Origin of the sequence: Streptomyces sp. NPDC005866, assembly GCF_040629895.1 — a bacterium.
Taxonomy (GTDB): Bacteria; Actinomycetota; Actinomycetes; order Streptomycetales; family Streptomycetaceae; genus Streptomyces.
In genome coordinates this window covers 139,008-157,059 of sequence record NZ_JBEXWP010000009.1, presented here as the reverse complement: position 1 = coordinate 157,059, position 18,052 = coordinate 139,008, and the positions used below count along the sequence as shown (strand labels likewise).

Below are 18,052 nucleotides of genomic sequence, written 5' to 3'. Positions count from 1 at the left end.
CCGGAGCCTTGCAGGACTGCCGGGAGGGGGCCCGTTGCACAGGGTGACGGAGTTGGTCACTTAGCGTTGCGAATAGGTAACCGTGCCATAACGGCGTTCCAGGGCCCGTGCCCGACACGCCGGGCAACTCGGCAAGGTTGTGGCAGGCTGCACCCGGGCAGGCCACACTCGACTAGCGGAAGCAGCGACGCACGTGACGTCGGCAGGCACCACCCGGGAGGTCCCCATGCCCGAACTGCGTGTCGTGGCCGTCTCCAATGACGGCACACGGCTGGTGCTCAAGGCTGCCGACTCTACGGAGTACACGCTTCCGATCGACGAACGGCTCCGTGCCGCCGTGCGCGGCGACCGGCCCCGGCTCGGCCAGATCGAGATCGAGGTCGAGAGCCATCTCCGGCCCCGAGACATCCAGGCGCGGATACGCGCGGGCGCGACCGCGGAAGAGGTCGCCCAGCTCGCCGGGATCCCCGTCGACCGGGTGCGGCGCTTCGAGGGTCCGGTACTGGCCGAGCGCGCCTTCATGGCCGAGCGAGCCCGAAAGACGCCGGTCCGCCGGCCCGGCGAGAACTCCGGGCCGCTGCTCGGCGAGGCCGTCCAGGAGCGGCTGGTGTTGCGCGGCGCCGAGAAGGACACCGTGCAGTGGGACTCCTGGCGGCGCGACGACGGCACCTGGGAGGTCCTCCTCGTCTACCGGGTCGCGGGCGAACCACACTCGGCGAGCTGGACCTACGACCCGCCCCGGCGGCTCGTCCAGGCCGTCGACGACGAGGCTCGCTCGCTGATCGGCGAGTCCGACGACCTCGCCGTACCGGAGCCCAGCTTTCCGTTCGTACCCCGGATCGCACGGCTGCCGCGAGACCGCCCGATGGACCGTTCCGGCGACCGGGACCGGCCGAGCCTGCCCGCGCAGTCGTCCGAGCCGGTCGACGAGACGACCAGTGAGCGGGACTCGCTGACCAGCCTGCTGGAGGCGGTACCGAGCTTCCGGGGCGACATGGTGGTCCCGGAGCGCCCCGCGGAGGTCCCGGAGGAGCCCGCCCCGGAACCGGCGGCGGAGGAGCCCCCGGCCCCGGCGGCGTCGGCCGGCTCCGCCTACGCGGACGTCCTCATGCCCCGCTCCGTCGGCAGCCACCGCGACCGGCTGATCGGCGCCACCGACCGCCAGGCCGAGGCCGACGGCGTCCGCCCCGGCCGCCGGGCCGCCGTGCCGAGCTGGGACGAGATCGTCTTCGGGACGCGGCGCAAGAAGCAGGAGTAGGAACAGGTCGTACGACCGTACGAAGAGGGGGCACGCGCGCGTGCCCCCTCTTTCTGCTGCCCTTACTGCGGGTCGGGTCCGACCGCCACCGGACGGGACGGGTCGGCGGACCACTCCGACCACGAACCCACGTACAGCGCCGCCGGGATGCCCGCCACAGCCAGCGCCAGCACCTCGTGGGCGGCCGAGACGCCCGAGCCGCAGTAGACGCCCACCGGGGCCGCCTGGGAGGCGCCCAGGGCCTTGAAACGGTCACTCAGCTCCCCGGCGGACAGGAAACGGCCGTCCGGGCCCACGTTCTCGGTGGTCGGCGCGGACACGGCGCCCGGGATATGTCCGCCCACCCGGTCGATCGGCTCCACCTCACCCCGGTACCGCTCCCCCGCACGGGCGTCGAGCAGCACACCCGCGCGGGCCAGCGCGGCCGCTCCGTCCGCGTCGAGCAACTCCAGCGCGCCGGGCGCCGGTTCGAAGTCGCCCTCGGCCGGTTCGGCCGGGTCAGTCGAAAGAGCGCCCTCCCAGGACGGCAACCCGCCGTCCAGGACCCGCACATCCGGGTGACCCGTCCAGCGCAGCAGCCACCACGCGCGCGCCGCCGCCCAGCCGTGTCCGCCGTCGTACACGACCACCGGCCGGTCCGCCGACACACCCGCGCGGCGCATCGCCGCACCGAAGGCGGCCAGGTCGGGCAGCGGATGCCGGCCGCGCTCCCCGGGCGCCCCGGCCAGCTCCGTGTCCAGGTCCACGTAGACGGCGCCCGGAAGGCGCCCGGCCGTGTACTCGGCCCGGCCGTCGAAGGCCAGGCCGCCCTGCGTGGTCAGCTGCCAGCGCACGTCCAGCAGCACGGGCGGGTTCGGCCCGCTCAGGTCGTCGGCGAGTTCGGTTGCGGTGATGATGGCTTCCATGGCCCCATCCTTACGCCAGGGGTGGCCCCATCGTCCAGGTACGACTACTCTGCTCGGCCGGACAGGCTCGATCACGGGGCGTACGGGATCGGGCACATGCTGTATGGCTGATGGACACCCGGCGGCAATCGGCCGGAAACGGGCGAGAAATGGCAGATCAGGCATCCTCGCGGCGAAGCCGCCCCGCAGGCCGGGCGCAGGGCGCCACGGAGGGTGCGAGCATCGGCACGGGGCGTGCCCACGGCTGCGGCGACAGCCGGTCCGGAGAGCGGAAGCGACACGGCCACCGCGAGGGGCCGAGGAGAGAGTGACGATGACCGAGGAACGGGGATCGGCCGGCCCGAACGGCAGTACACACACTCGGCGCGCGCCCGGCACCCCCTGCTGGGTGAGCCTGATGGTGCACGGCCTGACCGCGACCGAGGAGTTCTACGAGGCCTTGTTCGGCTGGGAGTTCCAGCCCGGCCCCCAGCAGCTCGGCCCCTACGTCCGGGCGCTGCTGGACGGGCGGGAGGTCGCGGGCATCGGGCAGCTGCAGCCGGACCGCCAACTGCCCATCGCCTGGACGCCGTACTTCGCCTCGGAGGACGTGGACCAGACGGCCGAGACGGTCCGGATGTGCGGCGGAACGGTGGGCGTCGGCCCGCTGGACGCGGCCGAGGCCGGGCGGATGGCCATCGGCTCCGACCCGTCGGGCGCGGTGTTCGGCATCTGGCAGGCCTCGGCCCGCCTCGGGACGGCCGTCACCGGTGTCCCCGGCACGCCCGCCTGGAACGAGCTGCTCACCTTCGAGACCGGAAGCGTCGCCAAGTTCTACAAGGCGGTGTTCGGTTACGCGGAGGAGCCGGTGGTGTCCGCCGACTTCGACTACGTGACCCTGCACGTCGAGGGCCGGCCGGTGGCCGGCATCCACGGGGTCGGCCTCTCGCTGCCCCGGGACCGGGGGCCGCACTGGCTGACGTACTTCGAGGTGGCCGACGCGGACGCGACCCTGCGCGAGGTCGCCGCGCTGGGCGGGCAGGTGCTTAAGCCGGCCCGGGACAGCGCACACGGCCGGGTCGCCACGGTGGCCGACCCGGAGGGCGCCGTCTTCTCGGTGATCCAGAGCCCGCGCTGAGTCAGGTCGTGCCGGGGTACGTCAGATCGTCGACCGCCCTGCGAGAGTTGGTCGACCAAGGTACGCGCACAGGTCCTGGCCGTCCTCGGCCTCGACGGCGTCCGTGACCAGGGCGAGGCGGGAGGGCGTACGTGGGCGGCCGGCTGCACGACTACGCCCCTGCTCCCGCTGCTGCTCCGCGAGCCGATCGGCGGACGGGCAGGGGCGACGGTGGCTGCCGTCAGCTGGTCGGGCCGTTGGCGGAGGAGCCCGGTTCCAGCTGGTCGTGGACGTCTGTGCGCGGGCAACGCCGTAGCTGTCGGACATGCGAAGGGCGGCCGAAGCCCGTCCCACTGGCTTCGGCCCCCTCCGTCACTCCACGACCCGCTTCAGCTTTCGTGGACCGTCATCTCACCGAGAAGCGACCAGTCGTCCTGGGGCACCTTCACATTGACGATCCTGGGCGTGGCGACGAGGTGGGGCGGCAATGTCCGCTGCGCCGTCTTGAAGTGCGCCGAGCCCACGTGCGCCGCACCGGCTTCGTCGTCCCGGAAGGCCTCCACCAGAACGTATTCCGCCGGGTCCTCGATGCTGCGGGACCAGTCGAACCACAGGCATCCTGGCTCGGCGCGCGTCGCCCGGGTGAACTCCTCCACCACCTCGGGCCAGCGGTCGGCGTGCTCGGGAAGGACGCGGAACTTCACGGTGATGAAAATCAAGGGGCCACTTCCTTTGTCGTTGGGGGCGGGATCATGGGGTGAGGATCGCCCGGCCCCGGATCCGGCCGCTGCCGAGATCGTCCAGGGCGTCCTGGAAACGATCGAGAGGGTACTTCGCGGTGTGCAGGCGCACACGGCCCTGTGCGGCGAGGACCATCAGCTCGCACAGGTCGTTGTAGGAGCCGACGAGGTTGCCGATGAAGTTGATCTCGGCGGAGATGATGTCGATGGTCGGGACGTCGATGTTCTCGCCGTAACCGACCACGTGGTAATCGCCCGCCTGACGCAGCATGCCGACGCCGTCCTTGGTGGAGCCGCCCTCACCGACGAAGTCGATGACCGCCTCCGCCCCCTGCCCACCGAACAGTTCGCGTACCCGGTCCACCTGAAGGCCGTCGGCAACGACACCGTGGTCGGCCCCGATGGAGACGGCCAGGGCCACCGCGTCGGGATTGCGGTCGACGACGACGATCTCGGCTGCAGTGATGGCCTTGAGTACCTGTACGCCGATGTGCCCCAGCCCGCCCGCGCCGATCACGACGCAGCGGTCCCCCGGCCGCAGCTTCCGGGCGGCCTTGGCCGCGGCGTGATAGGCCGTCAGGCCCGCGTCGGCGAGAGCCGCGACATCGGCCGGTTCGAGGGAGTCGTCGATCCGCACGACACTGCGCGCGGAGGTCTTCAGGTACTCGGCATAACCGCCGGCCGTATCGATACCGGGGAAAAGGTTGTTCTCGCAGTGCACGTCGTCACCTGCCCGGCACGCCCGGCACAGTCCGCAGGTGATCAGCGGGTGCACGATGACCTTGTCGCCCTCGGAGACATTGGTGACGGCGCTGCCGACGGCGTGGACCCAGCCGGCGTTCTCGTGTCCGATCGTGTAGGGCAGTGCCACCCCGGACTTCTGCGCCCACTGCCCTTCCAGGATGTGGATGTCGGTGCGGCACACGCCGGCACCGCCGATCCTGACGATCACGTCGTACGGGCCGGTGATCTCGGGAGCCGGAACCTCGGCCATCTTGAGGTTCTGGCCGTATCCCACGACCTGGACTGCTCTCACGAGACGTTCTCCTTCGGCGGAGCGGTGAGGTGAAGGAACTCCCCCGCGCGCGGGGACTGGTCGGCCGCGGACTGCGGATACCGGGTGCGGAGCAGGCCCCGGCAGAAGTGCGCGTTGCCGTCGATCGACACCCGGACCGCACGGGCGAAGCGCAGCCGGAGCGGGATCTCCCCCGGCGGGTAGCGCCGTCCCTCCTCGTCCACCAGGACCGGGTCGGACGGTGCCACCCCGAGACCCAGCGCCGCGCGTCGCCGCAGCAGCGCACCGGACGCCGCCGCGTCGGGCAGGTCGCCGAGCACCACGCCGTGGAGGTCCTCCTCGGTAAGGTCTGGGGATCCCCGGAGCAGGAGAGCCAGCGCCCGTTCCATCGCTGCGGAATGCGCCTTGCGGCGGAACGTCAGCCGGAGCGCTTCGAGATCCTTCTCCGCCTCGGCCCCGAACGTTCCGCGGTAGCCCGCGTCCGCGGCCAGCCCGCGATTGATCAGGTCCGAGTCGTGGTGGTCGTCGAGCAGCACCGCGACATCCCGTGTCCAGGGCAGCGCCGTCAACGCGTCCTTCGCGTCCGAGGCCATCAGATACGCCAAGTTCGGCGAACAGAACGAGGTGGGAAGCCTGAGACGGACGGTGAGCGCTCCGTCGGGGGTCACCGTCACGGAGCGTACGAAGCCGAGGTCGGTGATCGGCTCGTCCAGCTCCGGATCGAAGACCGTGTCCAGCGCCGCGCGAGCAGACCGTTCCCGTGTGTCGGCGGACATCTCAGGCCACCACCGGTTCGACGACGCCCAGCCCGGTAGGCACCTCGATGTCGTACATGGCAGCCGCGTTCAGCCCGAGGATCTTCTTCTTCTGCGCCAGGGTGATCGGCGCGTACTCGGTCATGTCCGCAGGAATCTGGAAGTCGACGAACCGCTCGATCAGCCAACGCGGCGTCCACAGCGCGTAGTCGCTGGAGAACTGGATGCGGTCCTCGTCCAGCCAGTACAGCAGTTCGCCGATGATCTGCGCGAAGTACCGCGGCCGGCTGTGGATGAAGGGCATCGCGACCGCGAGACCCGCGTGCACATTGGGCTCCTGCGTGGCGATCCAGCAGAAGTCCTCCAGCCGGGGCAGGCCGCAGTGCTCTACGACGAAGTTCATCTCGGGGAACTCCGTGGCCGCTTTGTCGACGTCCGCCACATTGAACGCGTCCAGGTCGAGCGGCCGGATCGTCGGCCCCTTGTGGATGTGGATGTTGTTGATCCCGAGTTCCTGACACGCCTCGAGATAGCGATACGTCCACGGATCGTCGAGCTTGTAGCCGCGGCTGTCGCCCTTCCACTCGGCGGTGTACAGCTTCACGCCCTTGAGCTGGAACCGCTCGGCGTCCCGCCGCAGCTGGTCGAGGCCTTTCTGCCCGTACCGGGGGTCCCAGGAGTGGTTGTACGTCAGCTTGTCCGGGTGCCGCCGGGCGAGCGCGAAGGATTCCTCGGTCTGCCCGAAGCCGTTGCGGTAGAACGCTCCCAGCCGCGCGGGCTGGAAGATGGCATGGTCCACGTACCCCTCGACGAAAAGGTCCTTCATCAGACGCTCACCGCCGTAGTAGAGGTACTCCTCGTACGGCCACAGTTCCGGTTCGGGGCTCAGGTTGCGGTGGTAGTCGTAGAAGCAGTCGATGAACTGCTTGCCGTGGATGTTGAGCTGGTTCTCGGGGCGCGCGTCCCAGAGCGCGACGTGCGCGTCCACGATGAAGTAGTTCTCGCCGTCCTTGGAATACATCTCACTCCCCAGTTCGCGATGGATGGTTGACCGAGTCGGCGCTCGAGGCCCGCTTCACGAGAACTGGATTCCGCCGTCGATCATGACGGACTGGCCGGTCATGTAGTCCGAGTCCGGCGAGGCCAGATACGAGACGAAGGACGCGACATCCGCGGGCTCCTCGATCCGGCCGAGCGCGATCGCCTCCGCGTACTTCTTGATCGCCATGCCCTGCTGCAGGCCCTCGGCCTCCGCCAGCCGCTCATCGATCAGGTCCCACATGTCCGTGCCGACGATTCCCGGGCAGTACGCGTTGACGGTGATGCCGTGCTGCGCCCACTCCATGGCCGCGGCCTGGGTCAGACCGCGTACGCCCCACTTCGACGCCGAGTAGGTACCGAGCAGCGCGAACGGGCGGTACGCGACGATCGAGGCCGCACCAATGATCTTGCCGCCGCCGCCCTGGGCGATCATCTGCCGTGCCGCGGCCTGATAGGAGAGGAAGACGCCGCGCAGGTTCACGGCCATGACCTGCTCGAACTCGTCTGTCCCGGTGTCCAGCAGCGGGGTGACCCTGGCGATACCGGCGTTGGCCACGTAGACGTCGACCTTGCCGAAGCGGTCCGCCACCTCTTCGACGAGCGCGTCGGTCTGCTCCTTGCTGGTCACATCGGCGTGCACGGCGAGGGCCCGGCGACCCGTCTTCTCGATGACGGCCGCCACCTCGCTCAGCTCCTCGCTCATGCCGGGGAGGTCGGCGACGGCCACGTCGAGCCCGTCCTTGGCCAGCCGCTCCGCGACACTGCGGCCGATGCCGCGGGCGGCGCCGGTGACGATCGCGGTACGGGTTGCGTTGCCTGCGGAAGTCATAGGTGCTCCTGTGCTCGACGCTGAGTCGCCGCAGCCTTCGTGCGGTGCTGACCATCAGCGTGGGGGCGAGGAGTACCGTCGAGTTTTTCAATGTGGAACACGCCTGACCCGCCCCGGACCAGGGCACGGCGCACGGAAGAGCCATGGCGAACCACCGTTGACAGGCGTAAACGCGTTCGTAACATGAAGGAAACGCGCTCATCGGAGACGTCATGTTCAGTGACAGCACAGAGCGGGACCGGAGCATCGCACGAGCACGCCTGCAGTTCCTCGCAAGCGCGGACCCGCCTGCGCCGATCGTGCCCGAGGGCATCCGTAACTCCTGGCAGCGTTCCAAGTACCTGGGGATCGGCACGGACGATGTGGTCGTCCCCTATCAGCCGGACTACGACCGGAAGAGCCGCCTGGTACGTGCCGCCACGCCGGTCCTGGACCGTCTGGAACAGGCGCTGGCGGGTTCGGACGCCTGTGTGATCGTGACGGACCGAAAAGGCTGGGTACGCGACCGCCGCGTCGGGGAGAAGCGGCTCTCGGCGCACCTGGACCGGGTCCACCTGGCGCCCGGCTTCAACTACGCCGAACAGTTCGTCGGTACGAACGGCATCGGGGTCGCGCTGGAGGAGCGCCGGCCCAACGTGGTGCTGGGCACCGAGCACTTCAACGAACGCCTGCAGAACGTCTCCTGCGCGGCCGCCCCGATCCGTAACTCGGTCACCGGACGGGTCGAAGGAGCCATGAACCTGACCTGCTGGAAAGGCCCGGCGCGCACCCTCATGGCAGCCCTGGTGCAGGAAGCCGCAAGCGACATCGAGCGCGTGATGTACGAGTTCAGCAGCTCGCACCAGCGAGCCCTGCTGGAAGCGTTCCAGCAGGTGACCCACTACGGTGACCGGCCGGTGCTCTGCCTCGGCCAGGATCTCGTGCTCGCCAGCCCCGCGGCCACGGCGAGGCTCACCGGCGACGACCACCGGCTGCTGCACGAGGCCGCCGCCGAACTGGGACATGCGCCGCGCACCCGCAAACAGGTGCAGCTGACCGGCGGAGAGACCGTGCTGATGCGGTGCCGCCAGGTCGACAGTTCCGCAGGCGCGGCCGGGTACCTGCTGGAGCTGGCCTTCACGGACCATCCCTCCGGCCAGGCCCGCCCCCGTACCGGCTCCCGCCCCCGCTCCCGTGAGGAGCAGGGCGCCAACCTGCCGTGGCCGCTGCCGGGCCTGGCCGGGACGGCCCCGGCATGGAACACCGTCTCCCGTACGGTGTCGCGCTGTGCCCGTGAACGGACACCGCTCCTGCTCCACGGCGAGACCGGAACAGGGAAATCCGCGCTGATCCGTGCCGCCCACGCGCTTACCGGGGCAGCCTCGGCGCCCGTCATCGTGGATGCCATGGACCCCCGGGCCGCCGAGGCCGGGACCGACCTGCCGGCCGCCCTGCGCGCGGCGCCGACAGGGCCGGGCCGCGCCCTGGTCCTGCGGAACGTCGGCGCCGTGGCCCCCGAGCAGGCACCCGCCGTCGCCCTGGCGCTGGACGCCGCGGCGGCACAGGGCACATGGATCGTGGGCACGCTCCACCGCGCATCCTGCGTACCAGAGCCCCTGAGGCACTGCTTCGTCGAAGCGGCGGCGGTACCCGCCCTGCGGCACCGTCTCGCGGACGTCCCGGCCCTGGTCGACTGTCTGCTGCAACGCATCGGCGCGGGCGTGGAGTGCGCACCGGAGGTTCTGTCTCTGCTGCGCCGGCACGACTGGCCCGGCAACATCCGCCAGCTGAATTACGCCCTGTGCAAGGCCGCCGCGGGCCGCCGCACGTACCGGATCGAGCTCCGCGACCTGCCGCCGTCCCTGCACAGCGCAGGCAGCCGGTCTCTGAGCCCCTGGGAAGCATCCGAGCGTGACACCCTGGTCCAGGCGCTGCTGGAGGTGGAAGGCAACAAATTGCTGGCGGCACAGCGGCTCGGCATCTCCCGCACGACGATCTACCGCAAGATGAGGGCATACGGCATCACGCTTCCCGCTCGCCACTGATACGGGCCGGCGGGCGGCAGAGTGGCGGGCGTCAGACCCACTGGATCGAGCGTCGTCCGAGCGTCAAGGATCGCCTGCGGCGACCGCCCACCCTCGCCCGTGCGGTCATGCCTGCGTTCTGAACTCCCAGGTCAGGCCACTGTGAGCGGGTAGGTCGTCCACCTTTGTGGCGGGCTCACCCCCTTGTGGCGGGCTCGAGAACAGCCACGCAGACCACGCGCAGATCGCTTCTCGGACGGCGGTGGGCTTCGGACCGACGGCGTCACAGGCGGGTTTCGAGGCTCAGGCCGGGTCGACCGGCAGGACGTCCGGCGAGAGCGCGCCGGCCCGCGCCGCGGCGCTGGTCATGCGGCGGCGGTGGTGACGTCGGCACAGCACCTCGTAGCCGACCTCCGCGGCGGCACGGTTCACATCGCCGACGACGATCTGCTCACCTTCCACCACCATCTCGCCACCCACCGTGCGGGCATTGTGCGTGGCGCGCGCCCCGCACCAGCACATCGCCTCGACCTGAAGGGTCTCGATCCGGTCCGCCAGCTCGATCAGCCGCTGCGAGCCCGGGAAGAGCCTGGTCCGGAAGTCGGTCGTGATACCGAAGGCGAAGACGTCGAGGCCCAGGTCGTCCACGACCCGCGCCAGCTGGTCGATCTGCTCCGACGCCAGGAACTGCGCCTCGTCCACAATCAGATAGTCGACCTTGTCGCCCTGCGACATCCGACCCACGACATAGGCGTACAGGTCCATCCCCGGCGCCGCCTCGACAGCCTCCGTCACCAGACCGAGCCGCGAAGACAGCTTCCCCTCCCCCGCCCGGTCATCGCGAGTGAAGATCACGCCCTCTAGACCCCTCGCCGACCGGTTGTGGATTCGCTGTAGAGCCAGTGTCGACTTCCCACAGTCCATCGTTCCGGAGAAGAAGACCAGCTCGGGCATGGGGAGTTGATGACCTTTCAGTTTCGGTGAGGCCGTGCGGGCAGAGTGTCAGGAGCGTACTTCGAGCAGCGGGACGAGCTGCTCGGCAGGGGTCATCGAGCCATGGTTGCCGACCATCGCCGACTCCTTGGGCTCCCGCTCGGAGGCGATGATCAGGACGTCGTCGTGCGCGGCGGCGACGACGTCACCGATCCGGCCGTACACCCGTTCGTCGAACCGGCCCGGCGGGCCGAACCAGCCGGCCGCGATCGCCTCGTCCCGGGAGGCCACCCAGAACTGCTCGCCGAGTACCTCGCGCCAGCAGGTCAGGACGTCGTTCTGGGCGCCCGGCACCGCGTAGACGTGCCGGGCGCGGCCCTCGCCGCCGAGCAGGGCGACGCCGGCCCGCAGCTCCCAGTCCTCGTCGAAGTCGATGCGGTGCTGCTCGTCGAACGGCACGTCGAGCATGCCGTGGTCGGCGGTCACGTACAGCGCGCTGCGCGGCGGGAGCTGCTCGGCGAGCCGCTGCACCAGCCGGTCGACGTGCATCAGCTGGCCGCGCCAGGTGTCGGAGTCGACGCCGTACCGGTGCCCGGCGCCGTCCAGTTCGGCGTAGTACGTGTACACCAAAGAGCGGTCGGCGGCGGCCAGTTGCTCCGCCGCGGAGTCCATCCGCTCCTCGCCGGTCAGCCGACCGTGAAACGTTCCGCCGCTGAGCGCGACCTTGGTGAGCGGGGTGTGCTCGAAGGTCGGGGAGGACACCTGGGCGGAGTGCACGCCCGCCTTCTGGGCGAGCTGGAAGACGGTGGGATACGGCTGCCAGGCGGCCGGGTCGGTCCACGGCTGCCAGCGCAGCTGGTTCATCAGCTCGCCGGTGGCCGGATTGCGGACGGTGTAGCCGAGCAGGCCGTGCGCGCCGGGCGGCAGACCGGTGCCGACTGAGGCGAGGGAGGTCGCGGTGGTCGCCGGGTAGCAGGCGGTGATGGGCCGTCCGGTGCCGCCGCGTGAGCTGCCGAGCAGCGAGGTCAGGAACGGGGCCTCGTCCGGGTGGGCCCTGAGTTGCTCCCAGCCCAGACCGTCGATCAGGAAGACGCAGTTGCGGTCGGCGGCCGTCAGTTCCGCGATCGACGCGGTCATTCCGGGTACGGCCATCCCGGCGGCCAGGGTGGGCAGCAGGTCGGCGAGGGAGCCGCTGCCGTACTCGGGCAGCGGCGCGGAGCCGAGGGCGAGCGGTTCCGGATGGTCCCAGGCGGCGTACGCCATCAGTCCGTGACGTCCGCGGTCGCCTCGGAGATGGCCTGGGCGAAGGCCAGCGCCTGGCGCACCGTCTCCGGGCCGTCCCCGGCCTCGCTCACGCGCAGGCTGAGGTCGTCCGCCGTGGAGCTGCCCGTATAGCCGTGGTCGGCCTCGCAGTTGGGGTCACCGCAGGCGGCGGGCTCCAGGTCGATGCGGGAGACGGCGCCCCAGCCGATGGTCAGCACGATCTCGCGGGGCAGGGTGCCCGGCGTGTACTGCTCCGGGTTGGCCACGACCCGGCTGACCACGACCGACGAGATCCGGCCGAGCTTGACCGACTCCGTGGAGGTCGTCGCGTACGGCGTCGGGGAGGTGCTGTCGGCGGCCTGTTCGTCGGTGTGGCTGACGATGAAGCGGTTGCCGGTGAGGACGAGCACGGTCACATGCCGCCGCACCTCGTTCTGGTCGAACGTCGTCTCCTGGTGGACCAGGTACGACCGGATCGGCTCACCGCCCACGGCAGCCTCCACCGCCTCGGCCACGAGGGCCGGGTAGTAGCCGCTGCGCTCGATCGCGACGCGCAGCCCCTGGGTCGTCGTACTGGTCTTGGCCATGGCGTCCATCCTAATCCGTGGGCAAGGGGGGTCCGGGCCAGTCGACGCACCTTCTCGAACGCCATCGCGGGGGCGGGTGTTCGCCGGCGTCAGTACGCGGGCAGGGTCCGCGGGCCCAGGTCGTCGCGGGCGGGCGGCGGCGCGAGGCGGACGGTGGCACCGAGGACGCTGACGCCGTGCCGGGCTACCACGACCGGTTCCAGGGTGACCGCGACCACCTCGGGGTGGTCGTCGACCAGTCTGGAGACGCGCAGCAGCAGTTCCTCCAGGGCGGGCGTGTCGACGGGGGCCGAGCCGCGCCAGCCGAACAGCAGGGGCGCGGTGCGGATCGACCGCACCAGCGAGGTCGCGTCCCGGTCCGTGACCGGGACCAGACGGTGGGCCGTGTCCCCGAGCAGCTGCGAGGCGGCCCCGGCCAGCCCGAAGGAGAGCACAGCGCCGGCCGCCGGGTCGATCACGGCCCGCACGACGGTGTCGACACCCCGGGGGGCCATCCGCTGCACCACCGGGCGCAGCTCCTGCGGCGGTCCGAACAGCCCGGTCAACTCGGCGTACGCCCGGCGCAGTTGTTCCTCGTCGGCCAGGTCGAGCCGTACTCCGCCCAGGTCGGCGCGGTGGCGCAGGTGAGGGGCGGTGGCCTTGAGGGCGACCGGGTAGCCGAGGTCACGGGCGGCCGCGACGGCGGCCTCGGGGGTGGGGGCGGGCAGCGCGCGGTGCACGTCGACGCCGTACTTGCCGAGCAGCGCACAGGTCTGCTCGGTCCCGAGGGTGAGCCCCTCCCCGCGCTCCAGCAGCGCGCCGATCAGCTCGGCGGCCCCCTTCTCGTCCATGTCGTCGTACTCGGGCACCCTCCCGGGATCGGCGGCCTCCCGCCGCCACTGCGCGTACTTCACGGCTTCGGCGAGGGCCTGGACGGCGCGCTCGGCAGCGGGGTAGGCGGGGATCAGATGGGAGCAGGGGTGGGGGGTGGGGGGCTTGGCGGCCTCGGTGACAGCGGCGGGCGGTGTCCGGGCGGCTCCCGCGGTGGACGGTGCCTCGGCCGCCAGGGGCGATCGTTGCGCAGGCCGGGACGGAGGGGCACCGCCAGCAGCGACGGGTGCCATGGCACCCGTCTGCGGTGCGGTGCGCCCCGCGGCCGAGAGCGCCTCCGCGAGCCCCCCGAGCTCCACATGCACCACCAGCACGGGCTTCCCAGGAACCTCCTCGGCCGCCGACCGCAGGGCCTCCGCCAGCTCCGGGTCCCCGACCGCCCCTTCCCCGATGGTCGGAATGGCGGTGACGACCACCGCGTCGCAGGACTCGTCCGCCAGCGCGTCCGTCAGCGCCCGGTGGAAGTCCGCCCCGGTCGCCCCGGTCGTCAGGTCCAGCGGCCGTGCCGGCCGCAGCCCCTCCGCCAGGCACCGGTCGTACGTCAGCAGCCCCAGCGACTCCGAGTTTCCGAGGATCGCCACCCGGGGCCCGGCCGGCAGTGGCTGGCGCGCGAGCAGCAACCCGGCGTCGACCAGCTCCGTGATGGTGTCGACGCGGATCACCCCGGCCTGCCGGAGCAGCGCGGACACCGTGGCGTGCGGCAGCCGTGTGGCCCGCACCGCGTGCCCCTGCGGCGCCGAGCCGGCGCTCTGCACCACGACCAGCGGCTTCGCCGCCGCGGTGCGCCGCGCGAGGCGGGTGAACTTGCGCGGGTTGCCGAGGGACTCCAGGTACATGAGGACGACATCGGTCTCGGAGTCGTCGTACCAGTACTGAAGGACGTCGTTGCCGGACACGTCCGCGCGGTTGCCGGACGACACGAAGGTCGACACGCCCGTGGTCCCGGTGACGCCCCCGCCCCGCCGGTGCAGCCGGGACAGCAGGGCGATCCCGATGGCGCCGGACTGGGCGAAGAGGCCGATGCGGCCGGGGCGGGGCATCTCGGGTGCCAGGGAGGCGTTCAGCCGTACGTCGTCGGCGGTGTTGATGATCCCGAAGGCGTTCGGCCCGATGATCCGCATGCCGTACGTGCGCGCGTGCCGGACGAGTTCGCGCTGGCGTTCGCGGCCGTCCGGGCCGCTCTCCGCATACCCGGAGGCGAGGACGACGAGCCCCTGGACGCCGTGTTCGCCGCAGTCGGTGACGGCGTCCGTGACGTGCTCGGCGGGTACGGCGACGACGGCGAGGTCGACCGGTTCGTCGATGTCGCGCACGGAGCGGTGCGCGGGCACCCCGTCGACCTCCTTGAAGTCCTCGGGGAAGGCCTGGTTCACGGCGTGCAGGCGGCCGGTGAAGCCGGCGTCCCGGAGGTTGCCGAGGACGCTGCGGCCGACGCCGCCGGGCGCGCGGCCGACGCCGATCACGGCCACGGAACCGGGTGCCAGGAGCCGTCGTACCGAACGGGCCTCGGCCCGCTGCTCCCGCGCGCGCTGGACGGCGACCGAGCGGTCCGTGGGCTCCAGGTCGAAGCCCAGGCGTACGACGCCGTCCTCGAAGCTGCGTTGCTGGGTGTAGCCGGCGTCCGTGAACACCTTGATCATCTTGGTGTTGGCGGGCAGCACCTCGGCGGCGAACCGGCGGATCCCGCGCTCCCGCGCGACGGCCGCGATGTGCTCCAGCAGTGCGGAGGCGACGCCCCGGCCCTGGTGGGCGTCCTGGACGAGGAAGGCGACCTCGGCCTCGTCGGCGGGCGCGGAGGCGGGCATGCCGCCGGCGCCAATGCGGTCATAGCGTACGGTGGCGATGAACTCGCCGCCGATGGTGGCCGCGAGTCCCACCCTGTCCACAAAGTCGTGGTGCGTGAAGCGGTGGACGTCCTTGGCGGAGAGCTTGGGGTACGGCGCGAAGAAGCGGTAGTACTTCGACTCGGCCGAGACCTGCTCGTAGAAGCTGACCAGGCGGTCGGCGTCGTCGGCGGTGATGGGCCGGACGCGCGCGGTACCCCCGTCGCGCAGCACCACGTCCGCCTCCCAGTGGGAGGGGTACTCGTGCCGGTCCTGCCGGTCCGCCGGGGTCTGCATGGGCCCCAGAGTACGGCTCGCGTCCGACAGTGGCGCGAGGCAGTCTGTGGGGGACGGAAGTCGGACCGAGGCCGCGGTCCGACGACACACCCGGAGGGGCTCACGTCCGGCTCCGGGCATGCTTCACGATATGGGAAACTGGTCTAGACAACCCTGAGTACTGAAGGGCAGCATCACATGGCTGAGCGCCGCGTCAACGTCGGCTGGGCCGAGGGTCTCCACGCCCGCCCCGCTTCCATCTTCGTCCGAGCCGCCACGGCCGCAGGCGTCCCGGTGACGATCGCCAAGGCCGGGGGCAACCCCGTCAACGCGGCCTCCATGCTGGCTGTCCTGGGCCTGGGCGCCCAGGGCGGCGAGGAGATCGTCCTCGCTTCCGACGCCGAGGGTGCGGACGCCGCCCTCGACCGCCTGGCCAAGCTGGTCGCCGAGGGTCTTGAGGAGCTCCCCGAGACCGTCTGAGCGCCATGGCGCCCGCACGACCGAGGCCGCGTCACCCCTCCGAGGGTGTGGCGCGGCCTCGCCGTTTCCGGCCGGACTTCGCTCGGAGCCGGTCTTTATGAACGGCCGCCCTTTATACGGGGCCGGATTCTGCACCGGGCATAGTTTAATTCCCCGCCGGGCACACCGAAGACGCGCCACCGGAAATTCCAGGCGCGCGCGAAATACGGGCAGCGGAGAGCAACAGAGGGCAACGGAAATACCGCTCCGCCGAATAACACCTCTTTGTATACGGCGCCGGTGTTAATGCCGCAGGCTCGGCATGTTTACGGGGTGTTGCGAAGTCCTCACACCGTTCACCCGGTCCGTGCCGCCGGAAAAGCGCAGCCGGTGGGAGACCGTGGACCGCTCGGTGTGCAGGGCGGTGATCGCCCGTGCGCGCTCACCGTCGCCACGCGTCACCGCGTCCACGATGGCGCCGTGCTCGGCCCAGGACTCCACCGGGTTGGCGGGGGCGTCGACGGCGTACATCCAGGCGATCTTGTGCCGCAGCTGGGTGAGTGTCGAGGTCAGGGCGTGGCTGCCGGTGGCCTGGGCGAGCGTCTCGTGGAACCAGCCGCCCAGGGAGCGCAGGTCCTCGCTGCCGCCCCTGCGGGCCCGTTCCTGGCCCAGCCTGACGAGTCCGCGCAGCACCTTGAGGTGGGCCTCGGTGCGGCGCTGGGCGGCCCGGGAGGCGCCGAGCGGCTCCAGGAGCAGGCGCATCTCCAGCAGGTCGGCGGCCTCCTGCTCGGTGGGTTCCGCGACGCACGCGCCCGCGTGCCGGCGCGTCACCACGAAGCCCTCGGCCTCCAGGGTGCGCAGGGCCTCGCGGACGGGGACGCGTGAGACGCCGTAGCGGCGGGCCAGGAGTTCTTCGGTGAGCCGGCTGCCGCGCTCGTAGACACCCGCGACGATGTCGTCCCGGATCGCCGTGCATACCGAGTGCGCCGGAATACGCATGTCCGACCTCCGCCTTAATCCCCGTGAAACGCCGCCGAGTGACGTCCTTCCGTGACTCTATTGCAATGAGCCGGAATTTCCGACGGCGGCCCGGAATCCATGCATATTTTTTGGACAGTGGGGTCACGAAAACGACGAAAGCCCCGACTCCGGGACCGGGGCTTCGGGGCTCTCGCCATGTGACGTCACATGTTCACCACCGTGCTCGCGTGGCCGGGCGGTGTACGCGCCGCCGCGCGTGCGGAATCCTCATACGGTGCTCGGCCGGTGCTCGGCCGGTGCTCGGCGATGGGGCGCGCACACGGGGCTTCGCGCGGGGCGCGCACGCCGGGCTGTCTTGCGCGTGCGCCCGTGCGCCCGCGCACGGGGGGTGCGCGCCGGGCTCGCGCGGGGCGGCCGCGCCGGGCTCGCGCGAGGGGGCGCCGTGGTGGTGTCAGACGTTCAGGCCGTGCTTGCGGAGGTAGGCGACCGGGTCGACGTCCGAGCCGTACTCGGGCGTCGTGCGGGCCTCGAAGTGGAGGTGCGGGCCGGTCACGTTGCCGGTCGCGCCGGAGAGGCCGATCTGCTGGCCGGGGGTGACCTTCTGTCCCACCGAGACGCCGATGGACGACAGATGGCCGTACTGGGTGTACATGCCGTCGGCCATCTTGATGACGATCTGGTTGCCGTACGCACCGCCCCAGCCGGTGGAGACGACCGTGCCGGTGCCGACCGCGTGCACCACCGTGCCGCTGGCGGCGTGGAAGTCGATGCCGGTGTGGGCGCCGGAGGACCACAGGGAGCCGCCGGTCTTGTAACCGGTGGAGACGTACGAGTCGGAGATCGGCGCGACGAAGGCGTTGAGGCGCTTGCGCTCGGCCTCCCGTGCGGCGCGCGCCTTGGCCTGGCGCTCCTTCTTGGCCTTCTCCGCGGCCTTCTTGCGCGCGGCCTCCTCGGCCGCCTTGCGCTCGGCGGCGGCCTTCTGCGCGGCGGCCTGGGCGTCGATCTGGTCGGCGATCGAGTCGCTGACCGTGATGACCGGGGTGAGGCCGGTCTGCTCGACGGAGTTCTCGGCGGCGAGCGCCGGGGCGGCCGAGACGGTGCCGATGACACCCGTGGTGGTGAGGGCCGCGATGCCGGCGGCCTGCGCGGTGGTGCGCTTGACCCGGCCGGGGCGGCGGTGCTTCCCGGAGGCGCACATGAACGCCATGTAGAGGCTGG

General features: G+C 71.2%; 16 protein-coding genes and 1 pseudogene. 4 read left to right on the top strand and 13 right to left on the bottom strand.

What is annotated here, in order from left to right; genetic code table 11:
- Nucleotides 1–226 precede the first annotated feature (226 nt).
- The gene (sepH, locus tag ABZ396_RS15960) at nucleotides 227–1,258 is read left to right on the top strand and encodes a septation protein SepH (protein ID WP_358923163.1); all 1,032 of its coding nucleotides are present in this window, start codon (nucleotides 227–229) and stop codon (nucleotides 1,256–1,258) included.
- Nucleotides 1,259–1,320: 62 nt separating this feature from the next.
- Here sepH and ABZ396_RS15955 read toward each other — a convergent pair whose 3' ends face one another.
- Nucleotides 1,321–2,163 carry a sulfurtransferase gene (locus tag ABZ396_RS15955; RefSeq protein ID WP_358923161.1) on the bottom strand — a complete coding sequence of 281 codons (843 nt, stop codon included), beginning with the start codon at nucleotides 2,161–2,163 and terminating at the stop codon, nucleotides 1,321–1,323.
- Between the two features lie 313 nt (nucleotides 2,164–2,476).
- Here ABZ396_RS15955 and ABZ396_RS15950 point away from each other — a divergent pair, with 313 nt between their 5' ends.
- Nucleotides 2,477–3,280, top strand: coding sequence for a VOC family protein (locus ABZ396_RS15950; RefSeq protein ID WP_358923160.1), 804 nt, complete (start codon nucleotides 2,477–2,479; stop codon nucleotides 3,278–3,280).
- A gap of 29 nt (nucleotides 3,281–3,309) precedes the next feature.
- On the opposite strand, the pseudogene ABZ396_RS15945 reads toward ABZ396_RS15950, so the two are convergent.
- The 6 genes and pseudogenes from ABZ396_RS15945 to ABZ396_RS15920 all read right to left on the bottom strand — a co-directional run.
- Nucleotides 3,310–3,403 (bottom strand): annotated as a pseudogene (locus ABZ396_RS15945) (thymidine kinase); the annotation flags it as partial.
- Nucleotides 3,404–3,648: 245 nt separating this feature from the next.
- The gene (locus tag ABZ396_RS15940; RefSeq protein ID WP_358923158.1) at nucleotides 3,649–3,978 is read right to left on the bottom strand and encodes a putative quinol monooxygenase; all 330 of its coding nucleotides are present in this window, start codon (nucleotides 3,976–3,978) and stop codon (nucleotides 3,649–3,651) included.
- 31 nt (nucleotides 3,979–4,009) lie between these two features.
- Nucleotides 4,010–5,035, bottom strand: a complete 1,026-nt coding sequence (locus ABZ396_RS15935) for an NAD(P)-dependent alcohol dehydrogenase (protein WP_358923156.1) — start codon at nucleotides 5,033–5,035, stop codon at nucleotides 4,010–4,012.
- Nucleotides 5,032–5,790: an iron-sulfur cluster assembly protein gene (locus tag ABZ396_RS15930; protein WP_358923154.1), complete on the bottom strand. Its 759-nt coding sequence runs from the start codon at nucleotides 5,788–5,790 to the stop codon at nucleotides 5,032–5,034. Before ABZ396_RS15930 ends, ABZ396_RS15935 begins: the two co-directional genes overlap by 4 nt.
- A 1-nt stretch (nucleotide 5,791) precedes the next feature.
- A complete protein-coding gene (locus tag ABZ396_RS15925; protein ID WP_358923153.1) occupies nucleotides 5,792–6,790 on the bottom strand; it encodes an amidohydrolase family protein in 999 nt (332 codons plus the stop codon).
- A 54-nt stretch (nucleotides 6,791–6,844) separates the two neighbouring features.
- Nucleotides 6,845–7,639 (bottom strand): acetoin reductase, encoded by a 795-nt coding sequence (locus ABZ396_RS15920; protein ID WP_358923151.1) that lies wholly within the window; start codon nucleotides 7,637–7,639, stop codon nucleotides 6,845–6,847.
- A 212-nt stretch (nucleotides 7,640–7,851) separates the two neighbouring features.
- On the opposite strand from ABZ396_RS15920, the gene ABZ396_RS15915 reads away from it, so the two are divergent.
- Entirely contained in the window at nucleotides 7,852–9,663 is a 1,812-nt protein-coding gene (locus ABZ396_RS15915; protein WP_358923149.1) for a helix-turn-helix domain-containing protein, read from the top strand.
- A 282-nt stretch (nucleotides 9,664–9,945) separates the two neighbouring features.
- On the opposite strand, the gene ABZ396_RS15910 is transcribed toward ABZ396_RS15915, so the two are convergent.
- The 4 genes from ABZ396_RS15910 to ABZ396_RS15895 form a co-directional block, all read right to left on the bottom strand.
- A complete protein-coding gene (locus ABZ396_RS15910; protein ID WP_358923147.1) occupies nucleotides 9,946–10,596 on the bottom strand; it encodes a thymidine kinase in 651 nt (216 codons plus the stop codon).
- A gap of 48 nt (nucleotides 10,597–10,644) precedes the next feature.
- Nucleotides 10,645–11,841: a nucleotide pyrophosphatase/phosphodiesterase family protein gene (locus ABZ396_RS15905; protein ID WP_358923195.1), complete on the bottom strand. Its 1,197-nt coding sequence runs from the start codon at nucleotides 11,839–11,841 to the stop codon at nucleotides 10,645–10,647.
- Nucleotides 11,838–12,425 carry a DUF5998 family protein gene (locus tag ABZ396_RS15900; protein WP_358923145.1) on the bottom strand — a complete coding sequence of 196 codons (588 nt, stop codon included), beginning with the start codon at nucleotides 12,423–12,425 and terminating at the stop codon, nucleotides 11,838–11,840. Before ABZ396_RS15900 ends, ABZ396_RS15905 begins: the two co-directional genes overlap by 4 nt.
- A gap of 89 nt (nucleotides 12,426–12,514) precedes the next feature.
- Nucleotides 12,515–15,415, bottom strand: a complete 2,901-nt coding sequence (locus ABZ396_RS15895; protein WP_358923143.1) for a GNAT family N-acetyltransferase — start codon at nucleotides 15,413–15,415, stop codon at nucleotides 12,515–12,517.
- Between the two features lie 177 nt (nucleotides 15,416–15,592).
- On the opposite strand from ABZ396_RS15895, the gene ABZ396_RS15890 reads away from it, so the two are divergent.
- Nucleotides 15,593–15,874 carry an HPr family phosphocarrier protein gene (locus ABZ396_RS15890; RefSeq protein WP_030563197.1) on the top strand — a complete coding sequence of 94 codons (282 nt, stop codon included), beginning with the start codon at nucleotides 15,593–15,595 and terminating at the stop codon, nucleotides 15,872–15,874.
- Between the two features lie 282 nt (nucleotides 15,875–16,156).
- On the opposite strand, the gene ABZ396_RS15885 is transcribed toward ABZ396_RS15890, so the two are convergent.
- A complete protein-coding gene (locus tag ABZ396_RS15885; RefSeq protein ID WP_358923141.1) occupies nucleotides 16,157–16,852 on the bottom strand; it encodes a GntR family transcriptional regulator in 696 nt (231 codons plus the stop codon).
- Nucleotides 16,853–17,285: 433 nt separating this feature from the next.
- Nucleotides 17,286–18,041, bottom strand: a complete 756-nt coding sequence (locus ABZ396_RS15880) for a M23 family metallopeptidase (RefSeq protein ID WP_358923139.1) — start codon at nucleotides 18,039–18,041, stop codon at nucleotides 17,286–17,288.
- Nucleotides 18,042–18,052 lie beyond the last annotated feature (11 nt).